Origin of the sequence: Serratia sp. 1D1416 (assembly GCF_003641105.1) — a bacterium.
In the GTDB taxonomy this organism is placed as follows: Bacteria; Pseudomonadota; Gammaproteobacteria; order Enterobacterales; family Enterobacteriaceae; genus Serratia; species Serratia ficaria.
The window spans coordinates 4,052,130-4,077,964 of sequence record NZ_CP032738.1 but is presented as its reverse complement, the minus strand read 5'-3'; the positions used below and the strand labels follow the sequence as shown (position 1 = coordinate 4,077,964).

At 63.1% G+C, this 25,835-nt stretch carries 21 protein-coding genes; 8 read left to right on the top strand and 13 right to left on the bottom strand.

All coding sequences use genetic code 11. From position 1 onward, the window contains the following. Window positions 1–20 precede the first annotated feature (20 nt). On the bottom strand, window positions 21–1,040 hold the full coding sequence (locus tag D7I37_RS19725) for a LacI family DNA-binding transcriptional regulator (protein ID WP_095097432.1): 1,020 nt from the start codon (window positions 1,038–1,040) through the stop codon (window positions 21–23). A 140-nt stretch (window positions 1,041–1,180) separates the two neighbouring features. Between D7I37_RS19725 and D7I37_RS19720 the strand changes: the two genes are divergently transcribed. From D7I37_RS19720 to D7I37_RS19705, 4 genes are all read left to right on the top strand, one after another. Then, window positions 1,181–2,011: an SDR family oxidoreductase gene (locus D7I37_RS19720; RefSeq protein ID WP_061795675.1), complete on the top strand. Its 831-nt coding sequence runs from the start codon at window positions 1,181–1,183 to the stop codon at window positions 2,009–2,011. A gap of 13 nt (window positions 2,012–2,024) precedes the next feature. Continuing rightward, window positions 2,025–3,182: a phytanoyl-CoA dioxygenase family protein gene (locus D7I37_RS19715; RefSeq protein ID WP_061795674.1), complete on the top strand. Its 1,158-nt coding sequence runs from the start codon at window positions 2,025–2,027 to the stop codon at window positions 3,180–3,182. 81 nt (window positions 3,183–3,263) lie between these two features. Then, entirely contained in the window at window positions 3,264–4,271 is a 1,008-nt protein-coding gene (locus tag D7I37_RS19710) for an alpha/beta fold hydrolase (RefSeq protein ID WP_061795673.1), read from the top strand. 69 nt (window positions 4,272–4,340) lie between these two features. Further along, window positions 4,341–5,003: a dihydrofolate reductase family protein gene (locus D7I37_RS19705; RefSeq protein WP_095097426.1), complete on the top strand. Its 663-nt coding sequence runs from the start codon at window positions 4,341–4,343 to the stop codon at window positions 5,001–5,003. Window positions 5,004–5,050: 47 nt separating this feature from the next. Here the strand turns inward: D7I37_RS19705 and D7I37_RS19700 are convergent, their stop codons facing one another. Continuing rightward, window positions 5,051–6,667 (bottom strand): serralysin family metalloprotease, encoded by a 1,617-nt coding sequence (locus D7I37_RS19700; protein ID WP_095097423.1) that lies wholly within the window; start codon window positions 6,665–6,667, stop codon window positions 5,051–5,053. 405 nt (window positions 6,668–7,072) lie between these two features. On the opposite strand from D7I37_RS19700, the gene D7I37_RS19695 reads away from it, so the two are divergent. Further along, a complete protein-coding gene (locus D7I37_RS19695; protein ID WP_061795671.1) occupies window positions 7,073–7,426 on the top strand; it encodes a protease inhibitor Inh/omp19 family protein in 354 nt (117 codons plus the stop codon). Between the two features lie 6 nt (window positions 7,427–7,432). Here the strand turns inward: D7I37_RS19695 and D7I37_RS19690 are convergent, their stop codons facing one another. Together D7I37_RS19690 and D7I37_RS19685 are read right to left on the bottom strand one after the other, a co-directional pair. After that, window positions 7,433–7,954: a chromate transporter gene (locus D7I37_RS19690; protein ID WP_061795670.1), complete on the bottom strand. Its 522-nt coding sequence runs from the start codon at window positions 7,952–7,954 to the stop codon at window positions 7,433–7,435. Beyond that, a complete protein-coding gene (locus D7I37_RS19685) occupies window positions 7,951–8,517 on the bottom strand; it encodes a chromate transporter (protein WP_061795669.1) in 567 nt (188 codons plus the stop codon). Before D7I37_RS19685 ends, D7I37_RS19690 begins: the two co-directional genes overlap by 4 nt. Before the next feature lie 99 nt (window positions 8,518–8,616). On the opposite strand from D7I37_RS19685, the gene D7I37_RS19680 reads away from it, so the two are divergent. Continuing rightward, complete coding sequence (locus tag D7I37_RS19680) at window positions 8,617–9,537, top strand: LysR family transcriptional regulator (RefSeq protein WP_129544204.1); 921 nt, start codon at window positions 8,617–8,619, stop codon at window positions 9,535–9,537. Here D7I37_RS19680 and licT read toward each other — a convergent pair. From licT to D7I37_RS19665, 3 genes are read right to left on the bottom strand one after another with little or no spacing between them, the layout of a single operon-like run. Beyond that, on the bottom strand, window positions 9,525–10,364 hold the full coding sequence (licT, locus tag D7I37_RS19675) for a BglG family transcription antiterminator LicT (RefSeq protein ID WP_061795667.1): 840 nt from the start codon (window positions 10,362–10,364) through the stop codon (window positions 9,525–9,527). The two genes, D7I37_RS19680 and licT, sit on opposite strands and share 13 nt — an antisense overlap. Window positions 10,365–10,387: 23 nt before the next feature. Then, complete coding sequence (locus tag D7I37_RS19670) at window positions 10,388–11,803, bottom strand: glycoside hydrolase family 1 protein (RefSeq protein ID WP_129544203.1); 1,416 nt, start codon at window positions 11,801–11,803, stop codon at window positions 10,388–10,390. Continuing rightward, a complete protein-coding gene (locus tag D7I37_RS19665; RefSeq protein ID WP_061795665.1) occupies window positions 11,800–13,656 on the bottom strand; it encodes a beta-glucoside-specific PTS transporter subunit IIABC in 1,857 nt (618 codons plus the stop codon). Before D7I37_RS19665 ends, D7I37_RS19670 begins: the two co-directional genes overlap by 4 nt. 585 nt (window positions 13,657–14,241) lie before the next feature. Between D7I37_RS19665 and D7I37_RS19660 the strand changes: the two genes are divergently transcribed. Then, on the top strand, window positions 14,242–15,411 hold the full coding sequence (locus D7I37_RS19660) for a cupin domain-containing protein (protein WP_129544202.1): 1,170 nt from the start codon (window positions 14,242–14,244) through the stop codon (window positions 15,409–15,411). A gap of 40 nt (window positions 15,412–15,451) precedes the next feature. Here the strand turns inward: D7I37_RS19660 and D7I37_RS19655 are convergent, their stop codons facing one another. The 4 genes from D7I37_RS19655 to D7I37_RS19640 form a co-directional block, all read right to left on the bottom strand. Continuing rightward, a complete protein-coding gene (locus D7I37_RS19655) occupies window positions 15,452–16,756 on the bottom strand; it encodes a cytochrome c (RefSeq protein WP_095097405.1) in 1,305 nt (434 codons plus the stop codon). A gap of 11 nt (window positions 16,757–16,767) precedes the next feature. Next, window positions 16,768–17,226: a (2Fe-2S)-binding protein gene (locus D7I37_RS19650; RefSeq protein WP_061795662.1), complete on the bottom strand. Its 459-nt coding sequence runs from the start codon at window positions 17,224–17,226 to the stop codon at window positions 16,768–16,770. Between the two features lie 15 nt (window positions 17,227–17,241). Beyond that, a complete protein-coding gene (locus D7I37_RS19645; protein WP_095097402.1) occupies window positions 17,242–19,449 on the bottom strand; it encodes a molybdopterin cofactor-binding domain-containing protein in 2,208 nt (735 codons plus the stop codon). Between the two features lie 209 nt (window positions 19,450–19,658). Continuing rightward, the gene (locus tag D7I37_RS19640) at window positions 19,659–20,723 is read right to left on the bottom strand and encodes a P1 family peptidase (protein WP_129544201.1); all 1,065 of its coding nucleotides are present in this window, start codon (window positions 20,721–20,723) and stop codon (window positions 19,659–19,661) included. 224 nt (window positions 20,724–20,947) lie between these two features. Between D7I37_RS19640 and hpxO the strand changes: the two genes are divergently transcribed. Then, entirely contained in the window at window positions 20,948–22,105 is a 1,158-nt protein-coding gene (gene hpxO, locus D7I37_RS19635; RefSeq protein ID WP_095097396.1) for an FAD-dependent urate hydroxylase HpxO, read from the top strand. Between the two features lie 13 nt (window positions 22,106–22,118). On the opposite strand, the gene D7I37_RS19630 is transcribed toward hpxO, so the two are convergent. Further along, window positions 22,119–24,227, bottom strand: a complete 2,109-nt coding sequence (locus D7I37_RS19630; protein ID WP_129544200.1) for a peptidase domain-containing ABC transporter — start codon at window positions 24,225–24,227, stop codon at window positions 22,119–22,121. Continuing rightward, window positions 24,227–25,495, bottom strand: a complete 1,269-nt coding sequence (locus tag D7I37_RS19625) for an HlyD family secretion protein (protein ID WP_061795657.1) — start codon at window positions 25,493–25,495, stop codon at window positions 24,227–24,229. Before D7I37_RS19625 ends, D7I37_RS19630 begins: the two co-directional genes overlap by 1 nt. Window positions 25,496–25,835 lie beyond the last annotated feature (340 nt).

Here is a 25,835-nt window from a genome sequence, read left to right as displayed (position 1 = left end):
TTAGCCCTGAAATAAAACCGTCATGCCATGCCAATATTGAACGGCGTGACCACGTTCACCCTTGAGAATGCCGGTCCGGCGACTTCGCCCGAAATAAACCCGTGGTATTGCAGAATTATCTGAAAGGTACTGCGCGCATCTCGCTGTAAATCATGGTCGATTACCGCGTCGATTTTCTCCTGCGCCAGCAGCTGGCGATTCTCGCGATCCAGATCGTGGCCGATAAACACCTTTAACGGCCGCCGCAGCCGTTCGAACGCCGCCACGATGGCGGAATTGCCGCCGCCGACGCTGTAGACGGCGTGGATATCCGGGTAACGCCGCAGGGTATCCGTCACCCGCTCCAGCGTCGGCGCGTGCACTCCCAGCCCGCCGCTGATCTCCAGCACCCGCAGCTGCGGCGCCCGCTCCCGCAACCATTGCCGAAAGCCGCTCTCGCGCTCCTCTTCGCCGCGAAAACCCTGGCTGCTGAGCACCACCGCCACCCGCTGCGGCTCCGGCGGCAGCCAGCGCGCCAGCAGATAGGCCGCGGTGCGCCCGGCGGCGCGGTTGTCCATGCCGATATAGCTGATGCGCCGGCTTTGCGGCAGGTCGGTCACCAGCGTCACCACCGGAATGCCCTGCTGCCAAAGCCGGTCGACGGCGTCGTTCAGCCGCTGTTCATCGCTCACCTTGAGGATCACGCCGTAAGAGCCCAGCGTGCGGCAGCGCTCCAGCGTATTCGCCAGTTCTTCGGTGCTCGCCTGCTCGAAAATATGAAAGCGCAGCGTAACGCGAAACGGCGCAAAGCCGCCTAGCTGGCTGCAAAGCGCGTCGCTCACCAGCTGGCTGAAACGCTGCGGCGTATGCAGCACCACGTCGATCGTCAGGGTGCGGCCGCTGGCCAACAGGCTGCGCTGCTGGCTTTCCAAATCCTGCAGCGCCTGCTCGATGCGCCGCAGCGTTTGCGGGTGCACCTTGCCGCGCTGGTGCAGCGCGCGATCCACCGTCGCTTTGCTGACGCCGGCCTGCGCGGCGATCTGCTTGATAGAGAATTTCATTGCGCCTCCGCATGAGGTCTTTTTGAGGTTTTAGTGAGGTTTTGTTAACCAAATGTAGATGCTAGGGTTATCGATAGCAAGACCACACACAAAAACAACCAATTGATTTTTAAAATTAAAAATCAACGGAGGCTAATGCGATGAGTGAAGATGTAAATAAAATGTTTTCCGGTAACTATTACGTCGTGACCGGCGGCACCCAGGGGCTGGGCGCGGCGGTGGCGCAGCTGCTGGCGGAGCGCGGCGCCGCCGGGCTGATGCTGTGCGGGCGTAACCGGCAGGCCGGCGCGGCTCAGGTGGATAAGCTGCGCGCGCTCGGCTGCAACGCCCACTTTATTGCGGCGGACATCGCCGATCCGGCGGCCTGCCGCAAGGTGATCGCCGAGGCGGAGCGCAGCTTCGGCACCTTGCACGGCCTGGTGAACTGCGCCGGCATGTCCGACCGCGGCACCATCCTCGACACCACCCCGGAGCTGTTCGACGCCATCTTCGCCGTTAACATCCGCGCGCCCTTCTTCCTGATGCAGGAAGCGATCAAAGTGATGATCAAACATCGGGTGGCCGGAGCGATCGTTAACATCGTCACCATTACCGCGCACGGCGGCCAGTCGTTCCTCGCGCCGTACGCCGCCTCGAAGGGCGCGCTGATCACCCTGACCAAAAACGTCGCCTTCAGCGCGATGCGCAATCGCATCCGGGTCAACGGCCTCAATATCGGTTGGATGGATACGCCGCACGAAAATGAAATTCAGCGTCAATACCATGACGCCAATGACGACTGGCTGGCTCAGGCCGAGCGGGAACAGCCGTTCGGCCGGTTGCTGAAACCGCGGGAGGTGGCGCGAGCGGTGGCGTTTATGCTGTCTGAAGAGTCCGGCATGATGACCGGCGCCGTCGTCGATTTTGACCAGGGGGTGATCGGCTGCGGCGACGGCGGCTCACCGAAACCAGAACGGCCGCTGAGCCTGTAACGGGGGGACCACCATGAATAACACGCTGTTTTTGCACCCGGATCGGCTGTCGGTCAGCGAGTTTGCGGCGTTATGTGAGCAACCGCTAACATTAAGCGATTATCCGCTGGCCGCCGATGCGCAGAAAAAGGTGCTGATTTACCGCGCTCAGACGCTGCTCGACAGCGCCCAAACCGACAAAGTCGCGGTATTCAGCGAACTGCACCGCGCATTGTCCAGCGGCCCCGGCGTGCTGGTGATTAAAAACGCCTACCCGGATCTGGCGGTGATTGCGCGCCATAACCGGGTGTTCGAGGCGATTTTTCAGGCGGAATCCGCCAACGGCGGCGGTGGCGATCACTTCGCCGCCGCCGGCAGCAACGGCCGCATCTGGAACTCGCTGCAGAAAGCGGCGGAACAGGATGCGGACGCCTTTATCGACTACTACGCCAACCCGACGCTGGCGCTGGTGAGCGAGGCCTGGCTTGGCCCCTGGTACCAGATGACGGCGCAGGTCAACGTCGTGCGCCCCGGCGGCAAAGCGCAGCAGCCGCACCGCGATTATCACCTGGGCTTTCAGGAAAACCGCGACGTGCAGCGTTTCCCGCTGCCGCTGCAGCAGCTGTCGCAATATCTGACGCTGCAGGGCGCGGTGGCGCATTCGGCGATGCCGCTGGAGTCCGGCCCAACCCAGCTGCTGCCGTTCTCGCAGCGCTATGCGGGCGGTTACCTGGCCTGGCGCCAACCGGCGTTTATCGACTATTTCCAGCGTCATGCGATCCAGCTGCCGCTGGAACAAGGCGACGCGCTGTTTTTCAACCCGGCGCTGTTCCACGCCGCCGGCGACAACCTCACCGCCGATCGGGTGCGTATCGCCAACCTGCTGCAGATCTCGTCGGCATTCGGCAAACCAATGGAGACCGTTAACCGGCTGCGCCTGCTGCAGGCCATCTACCCGGCGCTGCGGCAGCGCCATCGGCAGGGAGGCCTGGGCGAAGCCGGGCTGGCGGCGCTGGTGGCCGCCGCCGCCGACGGGTATTCCTTCCCCACCAACCTCGACAGCGATCCGCCGATCGGCGGGCTGGCGCCGCAGACCCAGCAGCAGCTGTTGCTGCAGGCGCTGGACGAAGACTGGGACGCGCCGCAGTTCACGCAGCGGCTCGAGCGGCAACGGCAGCTGCGCAGCGCCTGACGCCGCGCCGTCGTCTGGCTTTCGGCGGCGGCGCTATTGCGGCTATACTCGGCTCTTGTCCGTTTTCATCAGGAGTTAAGGATGCTGAAATTGACCCGCTGCGCGCTGCTGTTCGGCGCGCTGGCCGCGTTCACCGCCGCGGCCGCCGACCAAACGCCGAAGTACGGCCCCGAGCTGCAGGGCTTCCACTACCCTTACCCGCTGCAGCAATTCAGCTTCAGCTCGCAGGGGCAGCAGTTGAAGATGGGTTACATGGACGTGCCGCCGGAGGGGGAAGCCAACGGCCGCACCGCGGTGCTGATGCACGGCAAAAACTTCTGCGCCGCCACCTGGCAGGACAGCATCAAGGCGCTGAGCAAGGCCGGTTACCGGGTCATTGCGCCGGATCAGATCGGCTTTTGCTCCTCCACCAAGCCGCAGCATTATCAGTACAGCTTCCAGCAGCTGGCGCAAAACACCCGCGACCTGTTGCAAAACCTGAAAATCGGCAAGGCGATAATCGTCGGCCATTCCACCGGCGGCATGCTGGCGACGCGCTACAGCCTGATGTACCCGCAGGCGGTCGAACGGCTGGTGATGGTCAACCCGATCGGGCTGGAAGACTGGAAGGCCAAAGGCGTGCCGTGGCGCAGCGTCGATCAATGGTTCGAGCGCGAGCTGAAAACCTCTGCCGAAGGCATTCGCAGCTATGAGCTGAAGACCTATTACGTCGGGCGCTGGAAACCGGAGTACGATCGCTGGGTGGACATGCTGGCCGGGTTGAACAACGGGCCGGGGCACCGGCTGGTGGCCTGGAATTCGGCGCTGATCTACGACATGATCTTCACCCAGCCGGTGTACTACGAATTCAAAGATCTGCAAACCCCGACCACCCTGATGATCGGCACCGCCGACACCACCGCCATCGGCAGCGACGTCGCCCCGCCGGCGGTCAAGGCGACGCTCGGCCACTACGAGGTGCTGGGCAAACAGGCGGCGAAGCTGATCCCGCACGCCACGCTGGTCGAGTTCCCGGGGCTGGGCCATGCGCCGCAGATGGAACAACCCGAGCGGTTTAACCAGGCGCTGCTCAAGGCGCTGCGGCCTTAGCCGACGGATTGGCGATGCCGGCCCGCCGCGGCTAAACTTTGAGCAGTGATTGCACTGCAGGAGACAGCCATGCGACACATTATCGTCGGCGCGTTCATCAGCCTTGACGGAGTTATGCAGGCGCCGGGCGGACCGGAAGAAGACCTCACCGGCGGTTTCCGCTTCGGCGGCTGGACGGTGCCCTATTGGGACGACGCCATCGCCGAAGCCATGGGCGAGACCTTTGCCCAGCCTTTCGATTTGCTGTTGGGCCGCCGCACCTACGACATTTTCGCCGCCTACTGGCCGCATATCGCCACCGAGCCCGACGCGGAAGGCTTCGAGCGGCTCACCGCCGATATCGCCAGGACCTTCAATCAGGCGACCAAATACGTCGCCACCCATCACGGCGAGACGCTGGGGTGGCAAAACAGCCAGTGGCTGGGGCGGGACATCGTCGCCCGCCTGCACGAGCTGAAAAACGGCCAGGGGCCGGCGTTGTTGGTTCAGGGCAGCAGCGAGCTGGTCCAGCTGTTGCTGGCGCACGATCTGGTGGACGAGCTGCGCCTGCTGACCTACCCGCTGATGCTCGGCGGCGGCAAGCGGCTGTTTGGCGACGACGCGGCGCCGGCGGCTTTCAGGCTGGCCCGCTCCATCGTCTCGCCCACCGGCGTGATCCTCGCGCACTATCGGCGCGACGGCGATGTCGCCACCGGCTCCTTTGCGCTGGAAACCGCAGAGGTTGAACAGTGAAGTGACAAAAGGGCCGAATGGCCCTTTTTCTGATTCTTATCAGCCGATCAGGCAAACAAAATATCGCTCTGCTCCACCTGCCCGACCACCTGGATCTTGAAGTCGGCGGCATAGCCGTGGTTTTGGGTGTTCAGCAGCAGATCGGTGGTGCCGCTGAAGGCGTCGAAGTTGAGCTGGATCTCCCCTGACCGGCCGCTGAATCCGCTGTCGGCGTCGATAAAGCGCAGCTCGCTCAGGCTATCGTTGAAGCGCAGACCGGAGAGATCGATCTTGTCGATGCCGTGTTCGAAATCCTCAATCACGTCGAACGCCGTCGGGGTGGACTCTTTGGCGCTGAGATAAACAAAATAATCGGTGAAGTTATTGGCGTCTTTGCCGCCCCACAAATGATCGGCGCCCAGCCCGCCGTACAGCACGTCGGAACCGGCGTTGCCCGCCAGCAGGTTGTCCTGATCGTTGCCGATAATCACGTCGCGGCCGCTGCCGCCAATGGCGTTCTCGACGATCGCGCCGCGGGCGATGGCCACGTTCTGCTCACCGCCGCCCACGCTGGAAAAGGCGCCGTCGTTCAGATTGATCGTCTGCTGTTGGCCGTAGCCGGAGAAATCCAGCGTGTCGTTGCCGCCGGCGTCCCACACCGCAAAGTTGACCGGCTGGCCGTTATCCGCCGTCGCCGTCAGAAAATCGCGCCCGGTGTTGGAATTGAAGCCATAGACGGTATCGCCGGTGCGGGTGCTCATATTGGCGCCGTACAGTTTCTGGATGGCGGCGATGTCATCGACCATCGGGCCGTAGCCGTAGACCCCTTTGGCGTCCGCGCCGGTGTAGGAGGCGTCGAAATAGCTCATGATCGAGTATTGCAGCGAGTCCTGGTAGTACTCGGCGTCATGTTGGTAACTCGGGTTGCCCCGCGCTGCGTCGTAGGCCCCCGGGTGCGACAACCCCAGCGCATGCCCCAGTTCGTGGGTAAACGTCTGGCTGCTGAAGTCGCCGGAAACCGGTGCCTGGTGGGTGGCGAAGTTCTTGTTGAACCACACCGTGCCGGCGTCGCTGTTATCCGCGCCGGGCCGTGAAGTGGGCGGATAGTAGGCATAGGCGTTGATGGCTTTCTCACCGCTGCCTGCCGCCACGCTGCCGTCGGCGCGCAGGGTAAAGTAGGCGAAGGTGATGTCCGCCCGGTGATTGAGATCGGTCGACGGCGCTTCGGTAAAGGTGACGTTCGCCACGTCGGCCCAGGCCTGCATCGATTTCAGCGCCTGCGCCTGCGCCGCCTGGGTCAACGGCTGTAGCCCCTTGTCGCCGTCGCCGGTCTGGCCGATGCGGTCTAGCGCGCTTTGCGTCAGAAACGAGTAGGTCAAATCCACCGACTGGTGATCAACCCGATCGCCGTTATGCGTCAGGCCGCTGCGCGTCAGCTGATCGGCGGCGCGGTCGAAACCGTAGTTGTCGCGGTTTTTGCCGAGGTTAGCGATCGGTTCGCCGCCGCGCTGGTTGCTGTAAAGGTTGGCGTTGCCCAGCGTCAGCACCGCGCCGTAGCCGAAGCCGTCGTAGATGCTGCCGGGCTGGTGATAGTAGAACCGATCGTTATGATCGTCGGGGGATGTGGCGGCCAGGCTGGTGAACTCATCGTCATCTTGCAAAATGTCATGCTGGTTACGGCTCATTGCATTCTCCTTGTACACAACGGAACCCACGGGATCGGTAAGACTATTCATCAGTACCTCTAATGCAAGCTTGCGCTTACGGATGTCCAGTATAGTCAGCGGGCCAGGAAATGCGGCTGCAGCGCCGGGATTACAAGGTTAAAATTCGCTGGCCGGCTCGAAATAAACTGCCGACACGACAATGAATTAATAAGAGTACATTAACAAAAGTCTGATAATGGCTCGTTTTTCAGCCGCATTTTCTCAATGTTCACTCAGAATAAACGAGGTTTAAAATGGCCTGCCCTTCGCTCACCGGCGCCCCGGTAACGTGCTAAGGTGTGTACGGATAGCCGAAAGGAGTGACCGATGCCGACCTTTTTCCCTGCGCGCGCGTTACGCCGCGCCCCCCTGACAGGAGTCGTTATGAGCTTATTGTGCAGCAGTGCGCTGGGCAGTTCACTGCCGTTGCCGGAACCTTCCGCGCTGAAAGGCCATTGGCGGCTGAGCGCCATCGACGGCGGCGGCGTAGCCTGCGACGTCGAGCTGAGCGACGAAAAAGTGGCGGACACCAACGCCTATCGCTTCAGCGCTTCGCCGCAGTGCCTGCAGCCGCTGGCGCTGAAAGAAGCGCCGGTCGCCTGGCGGCCGACGCCGGACGGCATGACGCTGACCAACGCCGACGGCGGCATGGTGGCGTTTCTGGCGCTGACCGCGCCAAAACGCTATGAATTGGTCGACCGCAACGGCCCTTCACGCTTTATGCTGACCCCGCGCTAACGGCGCTCAGGCCATCAGCAGCCCGAGCGCGGCGCCGCCGGCCAACACCCACAGCGGGTGAATGCGCTTGCTCATGCTCAGCGCGGTGGCCAGCGCAACGATCGCCGCCAGCGGCCAGTTGGGCGCCGAGGCTTCGGCGATCAACACCCCGCTGGCCGCCACCAACCCAACGGTCAGCGGCACCAGCCCGGCCTGTACGATGCGCCGCCACGGCCGATCCTTGAAGCGCCGCCAGGCGCCCATCACCAACAGCGTGACGATCGAAGACGGCCCGAATTTGGCGACTGAAGACACCAGCAGCCCCGCCCAACCGGCGACGTGCCAGCCGACCAGCGGCACGATCATCATGTTCGGCCCCGGCGCGGCCTGCGCCATGGCGAACAGCGCGCTGAACTCCCGGGCGCTCATCCACTGATGCACCTCCACCACCTGCCGCTGCATCTCCGGCAGTATGGTCATGCCGCCGCCGAACGCCAGCAGCGAAAGCTCGGTGAAAATCATCGCCAGCGCGATCAGTACGCCGATCATGACGGCATCCGCCACATCAGCAGAATGCTCAGCGGCGCCAGCACCAGCATGGTCGGCAGCAGCGGCAAGCGCAGCCAGGCGATGGCGACCAATGCCAGCGCGACAATCGCCAACGCCGGCCATTTACCGCGCAGCGGCAGCAGCATTTTCAGCCCGGTGGACAGCAGCAGCCCGGCCGCCGCCGCCGCCAAGCCGGCAAAAACGTGCTGGACATGCGGGTCGTCCTGAAAGCGGGCGTACACCATGCCCAACCCCACCACGATCGCCGTCGGCGCGCTGATCAGCCCGAGCAAGGCGCACAGCGCGCCGCGCAGGCCGCGGAACTCCATGCCCACCGCCACCGACAGGTTGATCACATTGCCGCCGGGCAGAAACTGGCACAGCCCGAGCAGCTCGGTAAACTGTTCGCCGCTCAGCCAGCGCCGTTGCTCCACCAGCATGCTGCGCGCCAGCGGCAGCACGCCGCCAAAGCCAATCAGGCCCAGCCACAAAAAACCCAAAAACAGCTCGCCGTTGCCCGGCTTGCCCTGCGGGCGGTTGTTTAACGCATTCGCATCAGACATTGCAGTTCCACATCGCTTATTTTTGATGGCTGGTATCATGCGCGCCGCCATGCCATGATGTCTAATGCATTTCAGATAAACCAAGGATACCCTGAAGGTATGGCAGCCATTGAACTGCGGCGCCTGCGGGCGTTCGTTACCGTAGTGGAAGAAGGCAACATCACCCGCGCCGCCGAGCGGCTGTTTATTCAGCAGCCGCCGCTGACCCGCTTGCTGCAGGGGCTGGAAGACGAGCTGGAGGTCAAGCTGCTGCAGCGGCTGCCGCGCGGGGTGCGCGTTACCGAAGCGGGCAAGGTGCTGTTTGACGAAGCGCGCACCCTGCTGGCCCGCGCGGAACATCTCACCGAGGCGGTGCGCCGCGCCGCGCGCGGTGAACAGGGGCATATCGCCATCGGCTTCACCAGCTCCGCCGCGCTGCATCCGTTCGTGCCCAACCTGCTGCGCCGCTACCGCGACATTTTGCCGGGCATCGCCACCCAGCTGGAAGAGGCCGGCAGCGGTGAATTGATGGACGCCCTGGTGGATCAGCGGCTCGACGTCGCCTTCGTGCGCTCGCCGGCCAGCGGCATTCCCGGATTGACCGTCGAGCCGGTGCTCAGCGAACCGATGATCGCCGCCCTGCCGGTGGGCCATCGGCTGGCGGTGGAAAGCCCGGCGCCGCTGCCGCTGGATGCGCTGGCCCACGAAGCCTTTATTCTCTACCGTCGCCCGGCCGGCCAGGGGCTGTACGACGCCATTCTGGCCGCCTGTCACCGCGCCGGTTTCAGCCCGCGCATCGTGCAGGAAGCGCCGCGCCTGCCGGCCACCCTCAGCCTGGTCGGCGCCGGTTTGGGCCTGTCGATCGTACCGGCCTCCATGCGCCGGTTAAGCGGCGACGGCATCGTTTACCGCGCCATTGCCGCAGATGCGCAGCTCAGCGCCCCGCTGTATCTGGCGCTGCGCAGCAACCAGACCTCGGCCATGGTTGAACGCTTTCGCCAATTGGTGGCCGAGACGGCTCTGGCCGATTACTCCGCCTGACTGGCGATGCGCGTCAGGTGGATCACCAGATACAGCAGTTCGTCGTTCGACATCTCCATCTGCAGCAAATTCTTCACGTAATCGCGGATCAATAACGCCCCGCGATAGGCATGCGGGTACTCCGCGGTCACCTGAGAGAAGATAAAGTCGTCTTTCGAGCGCACCTGCTGGCCTTCGATCATGCGTTGAATGAAAAACTGCATATGCAGCAAAAAGCGCGCGTAGTTCAGGGAATCCGTATCGATATCGATGCGAAAGTGATACTTGATGATGTTGAAAATGTCTTTCAGCATCTTCACCGCCAGCAGCGTATGCTCCATGTTTTGCACGTCGGTCTGGCCGTTAACCAGATGAAAGGCGATATTGCCCGCCTCTTCTTCCGGCAGGGTGATCTTCAGGCGCCGGTTGATGTGCGCCAGCGCCCGCAGCCCCACCGCAAACTCCTGCGGATAGAAGCGTTTAACCTCGAACAGCAGCCGATTTTGAATGGCGATGCCCTTGTGATAGCGCTCGATGGCGAAGCTGATATGGTCCGCCAGGGTGAAGAAAATCTGTTCGTTGATTCTGCCGTTAAGCTGCCGGTTGGCTTCATTGAGGATCATCTGCACGATCTCGATGTGCTCTTCCGGCGCGCTTTCAATCAGCCGCAGATAATCGCGGCCCTTTTGGCCGTCCTGCACCACATAAATTTTCTCAATAACGGCCGGATCGAGAACGTCACCCGCTTTGCTGTTAAAGCCGATACCCTTACCCATCACGATAGCTTCGCGGTTATCGTCGTCCGCCGTTAACACCAGACTGTTATTGAGCACCTTAATGACTTTCATCGTCTCCGCCGCAACCCTCTGTTTTATCGGTCAAGCCGGCCATTGGCGGCAATCAGCCGCTGATACCAGCCAAAACTGCGTTTCCTGATGCGCCGCAAATCCTTCAGATCCTGCTCTCCGCGGTTCACGTAGATGAACCCGTAACGCTTGGCGTACCCCTGATGCGTGCTGACCACGTCGATAGCCGCCCACGGGCAGTAACCGAGCAAGTCCACGCCGTCGTTGATCGCCAGCAGCATCTGTTCGACATGCCGGCGCATAAACTCGATGCGATAATCGTCGTCGATTGTACCATCGGCCTGCAACTCATCCGGCGCGCCGATGCCGTTTTCGGTGATTAATATCGGCAAATGATAGCGTTCATAGGTTTTGCGCAGCGTCAGCCGCAGCCCGACCGGGTCGATCACCCAGCCGTAGCGTGTTTTGCCGACAAACGGATTCTCCGCCGCGCGATACACGCCCGGTTCACCCAGCATGATTTGCTGATCGCCGGCGCGCGCGCTCACGTCCGAGCCGTCGCCGCGGCTGGCGGCGATGGTGGCGGTGGAATAGTAATTGATCGCCACATAATCCGGCTTTCCCGCCTGCAACAGCGCCGCATCTGCCGGCGCCATCTCCGGCGCCAGGCCGCGATCCTGCAGATAGCGCCAGGCCAGCGGGTTGTAACGGCCGTGCACCGCCACGTCGAGAAAGCTCCAACAGCGCAGCGTTTCCCAGTTGTGGGCGGCGATGGCGTCCAGCGGATGGCAGGTTTCCTGATACATCGAGGTGGTGTTGATCGCCGGGCCGATTTTCCCGCCGGGGCAGCGCTGATGGCACAGGGCCATCACCCGGGCCTGGGCCACCAGCATATGGTGACTCTGCTGATACAGCACCCGTTTGGCGGGCAGCGCGCCGCCCTTGGGCATGCCGATGGCCCCGGGGTGCAGGATCATGGTGTTCTGTTCATTGATGGTCAGCCAGTATTTCACCCGGTCGCCGAAGGCGTCGAACAGCACGCCGGCGTAGGCGACGAAAGCGTCGATGGTAGCGCGATTCGACCAGCCGCCCTGTTGCTCCAGCACGTAAGGCAGATCGAAATGGTACAGCGTCACCACCGGCTCTATGCCATGCGCCAGCAGCACATCGATCAGCTGGCGGTAAAACGCCAGCCCGGCCGGGTTGACCTCGCCGGTGCCCGCCGGCAGCACGCGGGTCCAGGCGACCGAGAAGCGGTAGGCCTTCAGCCCCAGTTCGGCGAACAGCGCCACGTCTTCGCGAAAGCGGTGATAGTGATCGCTGGCGACCTGAAAATCCGCCGTCCCCTGCGGGTGATCGAGCATATCAACTATCGACGGACTTTTGCCGTCTTCATCCCAAGCCCCTTCCACCTGATAGGCGGAGGTCGAGGCGCCCCACAAAAAATCGGCGGGGAAATCGTTCAGCCGTTGATAAATCATGCCTGCTCCTTGCGCGTATTCAGGGTAATAATCAGGTCGCCCGCGCCGACCGCGCCCGGCTTATGTAGCTTCTGCCGCGGGAACTCGTCGCTGTTGACCACCAGCACCGGCGTCGTCAGGTCGTAACCCAATTTGGCGATCGCCGCGATATCGAAGCGCACCAGCTCATCGCCCACCTTGACCCGATCGCCGATCTGCAGCCCGGATTCGAAGTGCCGCCCGCCGAGGTTGACGGTGTCGATGCCGATATGCAGCAGCAGTTCGACGCCGTTGTCGCCCTTGATGCCCACCGCGTGTTTCGATGGCAGGAAGGTCACCACTTCGCCGTCCAACGGTGCGCGCAACACGCCTTCCCGCGGCACCACAGCCACGCCCTGACCTAATAATCCCTGAGAAAACACGTCGTCGTTGACCTGCTCCAGCGCCACCAGTTGGCCGGTCAGCGGGCTGAAGATCGCGGCTTCGCCTGCCCGCTCCGCCGCCTGCGGCATCGCGTCGCCCTCCTCCTGCGGATCCTCAAAGCCGAGGATCCAGGTCAGGGCGAAGGTCACGACGATAGCGATGGCGCAGGTAATCAACGCGTGGACGATGTTCATCGGGTTCTCGCCGATAAACGCCGGCAGCGCCGCCAACCCCGGAGAAACGAACGCGTAGCGCACCAGGCCGCTCAGCCCGGCATAAATGCCGGCGCAGCCGCCGCCGATCATCGCGGCGATCAACGGTTTGCGCAGCTTCAGCGTCACCCCGTACAGCGAGGGCTCGGTGATGCCCAACAGCGCGGTAAACCCGGCGGAAGACGCCAGCTGACGCAGATTTTTATTCCTGGTGCGCAACGCCACGCACAGCGTCGCCGCGCCCTGCGCGATGTTGGACGCCAGCATGCCCGGCCCGTTAATCATCTCGAAGCCGTTCCGGGTCAATTGCCCGGTGGCGATCGGCGTCATCGCCCAGGCGGTACCGGTGATCACCAGGAACGGTTGCAGCCCGCCCATCAGCATCGGGATCAGCCAGCTGGCCTTGCCGTCGATGATCGCCGCGCCGGCGGCCACCAAATCGTTGAGGAAAATGCCGAACGGCCCGACCACCACCAGCGCCAGCGGCGCGGTGACCAGCAGGATGATCATCGGCTTGGTGAAGAATTTTATCATCGTCGGCGAGACCTTCTCGGCGAATCGTTCGATATAGGACATCAGCCACACGGTGAAGATTATCGGCAGCACCGAGCCGGCATAGTCCGCCAGCCGCACCGGAATGCCGATAAAGTCAATCGCCGCGCCCGCCGCCAGCATCTGCGCCAAATTGGGGTGCAGCAAGGCGCCGGCGATGGTCATCGCCAAAATCGGATTGCATTCGAACTTGATCGAGGCGCCGTAGGCCAGCAGCACCGGCAGGAAGAAAAAGGCCGCGTCGGCGACGGTATCCAGCAGGCGGTAAGTCGGGCTGGCGGGATCTATCGCCCCGGTCAGCTTGAGGATCGCCAGCAGCGCCTTGATCATCCCCGCCCCGGTGATCGCCGGTATCACCGGGGTGAAGGTGGTGGAGATCACGCTGATAATCCGCGAAACAACCCCGCCTTTCGGCCGCGGTTGCCGGCGGCCCGCCGGTGGCTCGCCGAGCTCTTTTTGCAGCGCGCGGAAGGTTTGCTGCACATTGTTGCCGACCACTATCTGGAACTGGCCGCCGCGCTCCACCACGCTGATCACGCCCGGCAAGGCTTCGATCGCCTTCGCCTCTACCTTGCCGTCGTCGTTGAATTCCATGCGCAGTCGGGTCGCGCAGTGCGTCAGTTTGCTGACGTTGCCCTTGCCGCCGACACGCGCCAGTATTTCCAAGCCAAGTTGTTGGTAATCCATCGTTTTCCCCGGTAAAAAAACAAAAAAAAAGACCAAAATGGAAATGCGCCTCGTCACAAGGAGAAGTGCATTCCTATTTTGGTCTTGCCTGCCTGAGCAGTAACACGCCGCAATAAAAATGGTTGTGCGGCCTGGCTGGCCGCGGCAAAAGTATCGCCATACTCGCCAATATTCAGCAATAGCCTTAAGCCAGCTTTGTGAATGTCATCACGCTTTAACGAAAACGCACTGCAATGTGGCCGCGCGCCCCGTTTTGGCGCAATGCCCTATTGCCAACCGAAAAATATAACAATAAAAATAACCACCGCACCGCATAAAAATGAGCTGCGTTGATTGTTCATTTATTTTTAATGGCGATTATTTTAATTGATCGCCGTGATTAATTTAAATTCCAGCCAATAATTAAACCATCGTTAAACCAGCAACGAAAGCAAACAAATAAAATCTGCCGAGATAAAAATTAATCACTAGGATTTAATGGTCGCCGCCATGAGTGTCGGTAACGAAAATCATTTTAATTAAAATCAAACCGTCCCTGCCGTCTGCCTTTGGCGGACGTTCGGTATTATACTGGAGAAAAGAGATATGTTATCGCGTCGTGATATATTAAAGGTCTCCGCCGTGAGCGCGGCGGCCGCAGGCGTTATGGGCAGCATGATTAAATCCGCCGCCGCCGACGACCATCGCAATATCGTGCCCCCCAGCGGCTATCAGCCGCCTGCCGATGCGCAGCATCTCTATAAATACAAGTTCACCGACAGCAAAAAACGCAGCCTGCCCAGCGGCTGGGCGCGCGAGGCCACCGTCGAGCAATTTCCGATCTCCGAGGGCGTAGCCGGCGTAGACATGACGCTGGAGCCGGGCGGCGTGCGCGAGTTGCACTGGCACGCCATCGCCGCCGAATGGGCATTTATGCTGGAGGGGCACGCGCGCATCACCATTATCGATCCGCAGGGCAACTGCGAGGTGGCGGATTTCGGCCCCGGCGACGTCTGGTACTTCCCCAAGGGCTATGGCCACTCCATCCAGGCGTTGGCGGACGGCGCGCATTTCGTCCTGACCTTCGATAACGGCCACTTCTCTGAATTCGGCACCTTCAGCATTACCGATTGGGTGGCGCATATGCCGAAAGAGGTATTGGAAAAAAGCGTGAACATGCCGGCGGCGGTATTTTCCAAAGCCAAACAGGGCGAGGCCTATATTGTCGGCGGCGCGGTGCCGCCTGCATTGCCGCTGCCCGCCAACGACGGCGGCCTGAATAATTCCCCGCTGACTCGCCGCTATGAATTAATGAAGAAAAAGCCCTTCTTTGAAAATGACGCCGGCAGCGTGCATTTGGTTTCTTCGAAGGAATTCCCGATTTCCACCACCATCACCGGCATTATCGAAATCGTTAAGCCCGGCGCGGTGCGTGAATTGCACTGGCACCCGAACGCCAACGAATGGCAATATTATATTTCCGGCAAGGGCCGCATGACGGTATTCAGTTCGCACGGCCATGTGCAGACCGAGGAATATGCGCCAACCGACGTCGGCTATGTGCCGCAGGGCTTCGGGCATTATATCGAGAATATCGGCGATGAGGATCTGAAAGTGCTGATCGTGTTGGATAACGGCATTTACCAGGACATCTCGTTATCCGACTGGCTGGCGAAAACCCCGGCCTATCTGCTGGCGGACAACTTCAACAATCGGCCTGACGACTGGCGGGATCGGCCGAAAGACAAGCTGGTGATGTCGCGACGTCGCAGCTGATCCCGCTGGCGAGGGGGCCTGCCGCCCCCTCGCCGTGCCGTTACTGTTTGCGCTGTTCAGCCACCTGCCCGGCGGTGACCGTCCCCTGCTTGTCGCCAAAGTGGCCGACCACAAAGTTGGCGACCGCCGCCACTTCCTCGTCAGAGTAAGCGTTGCCGAACTGCGGCATCACCTCATGCTGTTCGCCAATGCTGATGCGCGTGCCTTTGAGAATGGCCTGCACCACGCTGCGGCCCTGCGGATCGTTCACCGCGGTGCTGCCGACCAGCGACGCATATTTGCTCTGGCGGCCCGGGCCGTTCCACTGGTGGCAGCCGCTGCAGTCTCCGGCGAACAGCCGGCGGCCGAGAGACCGATCCTGCCCGCCCGGCAACACCGGGCTGGAGCCCAGGGCGCCCTTCGGCTGCAGGTTGACCGCGGCGGCGCTGTCGCCGGCGATCGGTTCGATATCGCGCAGGTATTTCACCAGCGCCAGGTTATCCTCCGGCGTCAGGAACTGCAGGCTGTTCTCCACCGCTTCCGCCATCGGCCCGGCGGCGCTGCTGCGCCCTTCGGCATGCCCGGTCGCCAAATACTGCGACAGCTGCTGTTCGCTCCAGCCGCCGATGCCGGTCTGTTTGTCCGGGGTGATGTTGGCGGCGAACCAGCCCTGGATCACCTCGCCGCTGAGGTGCTTGCTCTGGTTGATGCCAAACGCCAGGTTGCGCGGCGTGTGGCATTCGCTGCAGTGGCCCAGCGCCGTCGCCAGATAGGCGCCGCGATTCCACTGTTCATCCTTGTTGAGATCCGGTTCGAAGCGTTTTTCATCGAAGAACGCCAGGTTCCAGAACTTCATGCCCCAACGCTGGTTGAACGGGAACGGCAGATCGTTGTGCGGATTGGCCTGTTTCACCGGCGGCAGGCTGAACAGATAGGCCTTGATCGCCAGCACGTCGTCGCGGCTCAGGCCGGTATACGACGTGTAAGGCATCGCCGGGTACAGGTTGCCCTGCGGGCCAACCCCCTCGCGCACCGCACGCACGAACTGCTCGTCGCTCCAGTTGCCGATGCCGGTCTCCGGGTCGGCGGTGATGTTGGTGCCGTAGATCGTGCCGAACGGCAGCTTGAAGGCGAAGCCGCCGGCAAACGGCGTGCCGCCCGGTGCGGTGTGGCAGGCCACGCAGTCGGCGGCGCGCGCCAGGTATTCGCCGCGCGCCAGCTTATCGGTAATGCCGGCCGGCGCGCCGGCGATCGGCGCCGCAGGCTCCGGGCCGGTCGGCCGCAGCAGGGTGTAGAGCGCATAACCGCCCGCGATCACCACCACCGCGACAATCAGCCATAACAGCCCTTTCAAGGCGTTGCTCATCGCATCTCTCCCTAGTCCAGCGCCTTGGCGGCCTGATGGATGGCGGCGCGAATGCGCACGTAGGTCGCGCAGCGGCACACGTTGCCGCTCATCGCCGCGTCAATGTCCGCATCGCTCGGATTTTTGCTTTGCGCCAGCAGCGCGCTGGCGCTCATGATCTGTCCGGACTGACAGTAGCCGCACTGCACCACGTCCAGATCGACCCAGGCCTCCTGCACCGCCTTGCCCGCCGGCGTTGCGCCTATGGCTTCGATGGTGGTGATTTTCTTGCCGACCGCGGCGGAAACCGGCGTCATGCACGAGCGCACCGGCACCCCGTCCAGATGCACGGTGCAGGCGCCGCACATGGCGATGCCGCAGCCGAATTTGGTGCCGGTCAGCCCGGCTTCATCGCGCAAGAACCACAGCAGCGGCATATGGGGATCGCCGTCGAAGCTCAGCGGCTGGTCGTTTACGGTTAAGGTCATCATGCGGTTCTCTCCTTGTCAGACGCCGGCGTCGCGGTTGGGTTGATGTAACGGCAGGCTGAGCGAGGTGCGCGGCCGCCCGAGCAGCGCCAGCGCATTGCCGACCGCCGGCGCGATGGTCGGCACGCCCAGTTCGCCGACCCCGGTCGGCTTCTCGCTCGAGGGCACGATAATCACCTCGATCTCCGGCATTTCATCGATGCGCAGCGGGCGGAAATCGTTGAAGTTGGATTGCTCGATCACCCCGTCTTTCAGCGTGATGTTGCCGTACAGCGCCATGCTCAGGCCGTAGCCGATGCCGCCTTCAATCTGCGCGCGGATCACGTCGGGATTCACCGCCACGCCGCAGTCCACCGCGCACCACACCTTGTGCACCCGCGGAATGCCGCCTTCGCCGATAGACACTTCCGCTATCTGCGCCACCCGGGTGTCGAACGCCTTGGCGACGCCCACCCCGCGCGCGCGGCCGTCCACTACCCTGGCGCCCTGCCAGTTGGCGGCCTTGGCCACCGCCCGCAATACCCCGGCTTCGCGCGGCGCGTCGCCCATCAGCGCCAGCCGACCCTCGACCGGATCCTGCCCGGTCTCCTGCAGCAGCTGATCGATGAAGCTCTCCACCGCATGGCCGGTATGGGTGCTGGCGACGGAACGCAGCGAGGTGGTCGGCACCTTGCCCGGCACGATGTGCGCGTCGCAACGGAAGGCTTCGAAGGTATAAGGCAGCTCGCTGGCGCCCTCGACCATCATCAGATCGAGGCCGTTGACCACCAGCGCGGTCATCGCACTGTTGAGCGTCCAGGAATGCCCCACCACGGTATCGGTCCAGCCCACCACTTTGCCGCCGCGAATGGCGCCGCGCAGCCGGTGCAGGATCATCGGCCGGTACCAGCCGTTGCGGATGTCGTCCTCGCGCGTCCATACCACCTTCACCCCGTGCCCGGGGCCGATAGCCTTGGCCGCCGCCGCCATGTCCGCCGCCAGATCCGGCCCCAGCGTCGGGTTGCCCAGATCGATGCGTCGGCCGAAGCTGCCGCCGGCCAGAATGGTGTCGATTTGCACTTTTTCCGGCGGCAGCTGGAACAGATCGCACAGCTGCTTGTGGTCGAGAGTCTGGATCTGGCAGCCGTAGCGCGCCCTGACGCTTTCGCCGTCCCAGAACAGGTAACCGTCCAGCGGCTCCATCGGCGCATGCGCCACATACGGGAAGGTATATTCGGCTTCGATCACCCTGTCGGCCTTATCGAAGATCTCGTCCGGTTTGCCATGGCTCTTCGCCAGCACGCCGGTTTTTTGCGCCACCCGGCGGAACTCGGCGTAGATTTCCCCGGTGTTGCGCCGCTCGGCCTGCGCGTCATCCCACTCCACCCGCAGCCGATCGCGGCCCTGGATCGCCGCCCAGGTATTTTTGGCGTACACCGCCACCCCGGTGTCGGTCTGCTTCACCGCCACCACGCCCGGCACCGCCAGCGCGCGGCTGGCGTCAAACGACGCCACCCGGCCGCCAAAACGCGGCGATTTCTTGATGGTGACGGTCAGCATGCCCGGCTCGTGGATGTCCTGCGAGAACTGCGCGCTGCCGTTGGTTTTCGCCAGCGAGTCGACGCGGTGCAGCCCGCCGGCCTTGCCGATCAGGGTGAAATTGGCCGGGTCCTTCAGCGGCAGGCTGGCGGGATCGGGCGGCGGCAGCGTGGCGGCCAGCGCGGCGAATTCGCCGAAGCCCGCTTCCCGGCCGCTGGCGGCGTGGCGGATCCTGCCCGCCTGCACGGTGATTTCCTGCGCCGAGGTTTTCCAACTTTGCGCGGCGGCCTGCACCAGCAGCGCGCGCGCCATGGCGCCCATGCGGCGCATCTGCTCATAGGCGTTGGCCACCGAACTGGAGCCGCCGGTGCCCTGGAAGCCGAACGACAGGTTCTTGTAGACGCTGGTGTCCACCGGCGCGGCGACGACGCGCACCTGCGCCCAGTCGGCGTCGAGCTCTTCGGCGACCAGCGTCGCCATGCCGGTGTAGACCCCCTGGCCCACTTCGGTGTGTTTACTGATCACGGTGACGATGCCGTCGGCGCCGACCTGCACGAAGGCGTTGGCGTCCAGCGCCGGGGCGCCTGGCGCAGCTGCGGCGCTCGTTCTGGCCAGCGCGCCGGTGGACGGCAGATACGCGCCGATCACCAACGCTCCGGCGCCGACGATAAACCGCCGCCGCGAAAGCGGGACTTGCGATATTGTCATTGCTCATAGCTCCAAAATGCCGCACTGCGTCAATGCGTACGGCGAGAATCATTTTTTTATGGGAATCGTCGGCTGCGCTCGCGGGTGAACATTGAGCAACAGGTTAATAGTTAGCGTAGCCTATTATTCAGGCAGATTAATGTCAGGAGGGAATTTTCCGTTGTGGGATCGTGCTGTGCCGGATCGTCGTCGAAGCGATCCGGCGCCGGTTAATGCGGGCCGCAATCGGCCAAACGATCGAGCAGCGGCCCCAACGCCGCGCGCGAATGCTGCTGGAAACCGCTGACGCTCTCGGCGCTCAGCAGCGCGTCCAGCACCGCATATTCGGTGGCGTCCGCGGCGGCGGCGAACAGCGGCTCCAGCCGTTCATCCGGCAGCGCCGCGCCCTGCAGCCGGGTGGAAAACGCCAGCGCGATATCGCCGGAGCCGTGCCCCCAATGGCTGCCGACCCGGCCCAGCCCCGCGCCGGCGCGCTTGGCGATGCGGCCCAGTTGCCGGCTGTCCAGCACCCGATCGCAGGCGATAATGATGATGATCGACCCGGCGTCCACCTGCGGCGGCGGATCCGCCAACTCGGCGGCCAGCGCCGGCCCCACCCGCACGCCGCTCAGCGTGAGCGAGTCGAGGGTGCCGAAGTTGGCCAGCACCAGCACCCCCAGCGTCGCCCCCAGGCCCGGGCAGTAGCGCGAGGCGGTGCCGATGCCGCCCTTCAGGCCAAAACTGCTCATGCCGCGCCCGGCGCCGACGCTGCCGCGATCAAAACGGCTCGAGAGATTATCCAGCGCGCTGAACACGTGCTCTTCGCGCACCGCCATGGCCTGAATGTCGTTCAAATAACCGTCGTTGCACTCCAGCACCAGCGGATTGAGGGTGGCGCCGCCGCGGCCAATCTGCGGATAACGTTGGCAGCTGCGCCGCACCATGGCGTTGAACAGCGTGCCGACGGCGAAGGTATTGCTCAGCAGGATCGGCGTTTGCAGCACCCCCAGCTCATTGAGCTGCACCAGCCCCAGCGGCTTGGCGAAGCCGTTGAGCACGGCGCTGCCGCAGGGCAGCGGCTGGCCGAACAGCTCACCCGGCGGCATGATGGCGGTGACCCCGGTCTGGCAGTCGCCTTCGTTCAGGGTATGATGCCCCACGCTCACCCCGGCCACGTCGCTCAGGCTGTCGGTCGGGCCGGCCGGATAACGCGCGCCCGGCAGGCGGCGGTGTCGCCGCCAGTAGCCCAGCAGATTCTCCAGGCCCTGTCGTTCAAACGCATGGCTGTCTGTCATGGTTCCCTCCTCAGGCATGACCCAGTATGGCGCCAGAATATCGCGCAATGCCGCGCGCCGTAAATTGAAAGCCGCGGGCGGCGAGAAAAATAACCTTGCCCCGTCACGGCTCAGCGGTTGCACCAATTTGCGTCAGCCCGCCGCCTTCACCCCGCCCGCCGCCGCGCCGGCAGGTTGGTACGGAAATTGCTGCTTCCGGTAATAGCCATCAGGAGAACAACCAAATGAAAGCAATCGTCATTGGCGGCGGCATCGGCGGCCTGTGTGCCGCCATCGCCCTGCAGCGGGCCGGTATCGACAGCGAAGTGTATGAGGCGGTGAAGGACATTCGGCCGGTTGGCGCGGCCATTTCCATCTGGCCGAACGGCGTGAAGTGCCTGAACTACCTGGGCATGAAAGAGCCGCTGCGCCGGCTGGGCGGCCCGATGCGCTACATGGCTTATCAGGAATACCTGCACGGCCGGACCCTGACGCGTTTCAGCCTGGATCCGCTGATCGCCGGCGTCGGCGAACGCCCCTACCCGGTGGCCCGCGCCGAGCTGCAGGCCATGCTGCTGGATACCTACGGCCGTGACCGGGTACGTTTCGGCAAACGGGTGTGCGGCATAGAAGAAACGCCGGACGGCGTGACCGCCTGGTTTGAAGACGGCAGCCAGGCCAGCGGCGATTTCCTGATCGCCGCCGACGGCACCCACTCGGCGGTGCGCCCTTACGTGCTGGGCCACGCGGTGGAGCGCCGCTACGCCGGCTATGTCAACTGGAACGGGCTGGTGACCATCGACGAATCCATCGCGCCGGCCGACCAGTGGACCACCTTTGTCGGCGAAGGCAAGCGGGTATCGCTGATGCCGGTGGCCGACAACCGTTTTTATTTCTTCTTCGATGTGCCGTTGCCGACCGGGCTGGCGGAAGACCGCAGCACGGTGCGCGCCGACCTGCAGCGCTACTTCGCCGGCTGGGCCGACCCGGTGCAGAAGCTGATCGCGGCGCTCGATCCCGCCAGCGTCAACCGCATTGAGATCCACGATATCGAGCCCTTCGAACAGCTGGTGCGCGGCCGCGTGGCGCTGTTGGGCGACGCCGGTCACAGCACCACCCCGGATATCGGCCAGGGCGGCTGCGCGGCGATGGAAGATGCGGTAGTGCTGGCGATCGCGCTGCAGACCAACTCGCTGGGCATTGAAGACGCCCTGCTGCGCTACCAGGATAAACGCAGCTATCGGGTGAAGGATCTGGTGCTGAAAGCGCGCAAGCGCTGCGACGTGACGCACGGCAAAGAAATGGCGATCACCCGCAGCTGGTATGAAGAACTGAAAACCGAAACCGGCGAACGCATTCTCGCCGGCATGCAGGAAACCATTTTGGGCGGGCCGCTGGCCTGAGCCTGCCGTGCGGTTATGCAATCCGCCCCGCGCGCAGTTCGATAACCCGGTCGGCAGAGGCGATGGTTTCCGGCCGGTGGGCGATCAGTAAAATCGGCAGGCCAAGCTGGCGCAATGCGGCGCTGACCCGCATTTCATTGGCCACGTCCAGATGGCTGGTCGCTTCGTCCAGGAGCAGCAGCTTCGGCCGCTTGTAAAGCGCCCGCGCCAGCAACAGCCGCTGCTTTTGGCCGGCGGACAGGGTGCCGCCCATCTCGCCGACCAAAGTTTGATAGCCCATCGGCAGCCGCGCGATCTCATCGCTCAGCTGCGCCAGGCGTGCGCATTCGGCAAGCAGCGCCATGTCTGCCTGCGGCGCGAACAGGGTCAGGTTGTCGGCTATCGAACCGCGAAACAGCTGGTCTTCCTGCAGCACCACGCCGATCTCCCGCCGCAGCGCCGGATAGCCCGGCTGATGATGCGCCACCCCCAACAGGCTCAGCACGCCGGCGGTAGGCCGGTAGAGCCCCAGCACCAGCTTGGCCAGCGTGGTTTTTCCGCCGCCGGACGGCCCCACCAGCGCCACCACCTCGCCGGGCATGACCTGCAGCGAGACCTGCGACAGGATCTCCCGCTCCCCCGCGGCATAGCTGAAACTCACCCGATCCAGCCGCAAAACGGCGCGGTCGGCCGAGGGCGCGGGCGCGCGCTCATCCCCGCCCGCCGCCGCATCCTCGCGGGCGGTCAGCACGATATCGGCCAGCCGCTGGTTGTAGACGTCGAGCATCCGATAGGCGAACACGTTGTCTATCAGCCCGTTGATGCTGGCGGAAAATCGCCCCTGAAAAGACAGGTAAGCCACCAGCATGCCCACCGAAAACTGCCCGGCCAGCACCGCGCCGGCGCCCTGCCACAGCACCGCTGCGCCCACCAGGCTGCCGAACGAGGTATGCATGATGCCATACACCATCATCAGTTTGCTTTCGCGCAGGTGGGCGTTGCGCCGGGCGACGTTCAGGTTGCGCCACGCCGATTCCCGCCGCGCCAGCGCCCCGTTCACCCGCAGGCTCAGCACCCCGCGCAGGCTTTCCAGAAAGTGACTCGACTCCTGGGTATCGGCGCTCCAGCTGTCTTCCGCCGCCTTGCGCAGCGTGCTGAACCAGCATAGCCGCAGCAGACCGTAAATCAGGGCGGCCCCCAGCGCGATGGCGGTAAGCTTCGCGCTGTATAACAGCATCATGCTCAGCGTGCCGACCACCAGCAGCAGATCGAGAAAGGCCTCCAGCAGCGTGGTGGTGAGGGTTTCCTGGATGGTGTCGACGGCGTCGAACTTGGCGCTGATGTCGCCCATATTGCGCGCCTCGAACCAGCCGATCGGCAAACGCAGCAAGTGATGAAAAACGTTGGCCGTCCACTGCAGGTTGAAATTGACCGCCATGCTGAGGGTCGCCCACTGGCGCGCCAGCTCCAACAGCATCTGCATCACCGCCAGCAGCAGCATGGCGATGACGATCAGGCTCAGCAGATTGGCGTCGAGCGCTACCAGCACTTCGTCGATCACCAGTTGGTTGATCAACGGGCCAAGCAGCGCGAACGCCTCCAGCGCCAGCGCAAAACAGAAAATCCTCGCCAGCGCCGCCTTCAGCCCCTGAGTTTGGCCGATCAACGCCGTCAGGCGAACCTTTCGCCGGCGATCGCGGATGTCGAATTGGTGGGTGGGCGTCAGCTCCAGCGCCACGCCGGTAAAATGACGGTTCGCCTCCCGCAGGCTCATTTTCACCAGGCCGCGGGCCGGATCGTGCAGCTCGATGCGGGTGCCGCGCACCCGCTTCAGCACCACAAAATGGTTCATGTCCCAATACAGAATGCAGGGCGTCGCCAGCAGCCGCAGTTCCTCCAGCTCCAGCCGCACCGCGCGGCCGGCCAGGTTCAGCCGTTCGGCGCAGCCGGTCAGCTGCGTAAAGGTCATGCCGAGCTGCGAGGCGTTAAGCTGCTGGCGCAGCGTGGCTAAATCGACCCGGTGCCCGTACCAGCCGGCAATCATCGCCAGGCAGGCCACGCCGCACTCCGCCGCTTCGGTCTGGCGGATCAGCGGCAGGCGCTTGCGCCATGCCCAGTTAAGACTTTCCTTGTCGTGGCGCATCACATTCTCCCCTTCAGGCTCCACAAGGGTTCCAATAGCCATTCATACAGGCGGCGGCTGTCCAGCTCGACGTCCGCCGCCACCGCCATACCGATGCGCAGCGGCTCCTGGCGGCCATAGGCGGTAATGGCGGTTTTATCGAGCGCCACCGTTACCCGGTAGTGCCCTTCGTTTTCTTTCCAAACCATCGGGTTTTGCGGCATGGCGTCGGCCGCGCTCAGGCTGGCGCGAGTGATGGCCTGGATATGGCCGTACTGCACGCCAAACTTTTCGTAGGGAAACGCGGCGAATCGCAGGCCGACGCGCTGCTGCGGTTTGATAAATCCCGCCGCCTTGCTCGGCGCATAAAGCTCCACCTGCAGACGCGCACCTTCAGCGACCATCATCAATAAGGCATCGTGCTGTTTGACCGTTTGCCCGACGCGGGCCAGCACCGCAACTATCTGCCCGTCCACCGGCGCGGTCAGGGTATTTTCCGCCTGGGCGGCCAGTTCAATCTGCTGCTGGTGCAGGCCGTGCAGCTGGCGCGCCAGTTCGGCATCCCGCCCCTGCAGCTGTTCTCGCATTGCCTGCAGCTCCGAAGCCGCGGCGGAGAGATCGCGTCTTAGCCGCAGCTGTACCTGCCGCTGGATTTCCACCCGCTCCAGCGCGGCGGAGAGTTCGATCCGTTTTTGCTGCAGTTCGATCGCGGAAACGTACTTTTTGGCACTCAGCAGCCGGTAGCGGTCCATCACCGAACGCGACAGCTTCGCCTGTTGTTGCGACAGCGCCAAGGCGGAAGCGGCGCTGCCCAACTCGTCTTCCAGCTGCGACATACGGCGCCGAATGCCGGCCTGCTGCGAGGCGCCGGCGGAACGCTCCTGCGCCTGCTGCTGCTCCAGCATCCGGTATTGCTGGTTTAACGATGCCGAGACAGCGGCCAGCGCGCCCGCGCCGCGCCCGTTGAAATGCTCGCCGCTGAGACGATACAGCGGCTGGCCGGCCTTTACCGACTCGCCCTCCGCCGCCAGCCCGGCGCTAACCTGCCCGCCGCTGCGGGCCATCACCTTGATCAGCCCGGTAGAAGGCATCACCACCCCCTCCAGCCGCGCCTTGCGGGTGTACTGGCCCAGCAGCAGGAACGCCGCGATGGCCAGCAACAGCGCCACGCTGGCGCAGGCGTAGGCGGTTAAGCTGAGGCTGGGGGGAATAATCACCTCGCCTTCGGCATTGCTGGCCTGTGCAGCGAAATATCCCTCACGGTAAAGCTGCGGCGGACGTCCTGTCATGGCAATGACACCTTAAGGCCGGTTTATAAACCGGCGGTTATTTTCCTTTCCCCGCACGGATACACCAACATGGCGCAACATAAAGGCATGTTATTGTAGCGACTATGCCTGCCGACACGCGGAACATAATAATATAACCATACTTTCGTTTTTCAATGCGCCAGAAAAAACAGACAACCACGAAGACCAGGCCGCATTAAAAATGGCCACTTAGGGTTAAATCACCAAGCCATACGAAATCAACTATATTTCAAGCCAATGATCACCTGAAGTTTATAAATTAAACTCAAACATTCAACAACCACTTAAGCCATCATAAAATTATAATGACTTGCTTTTA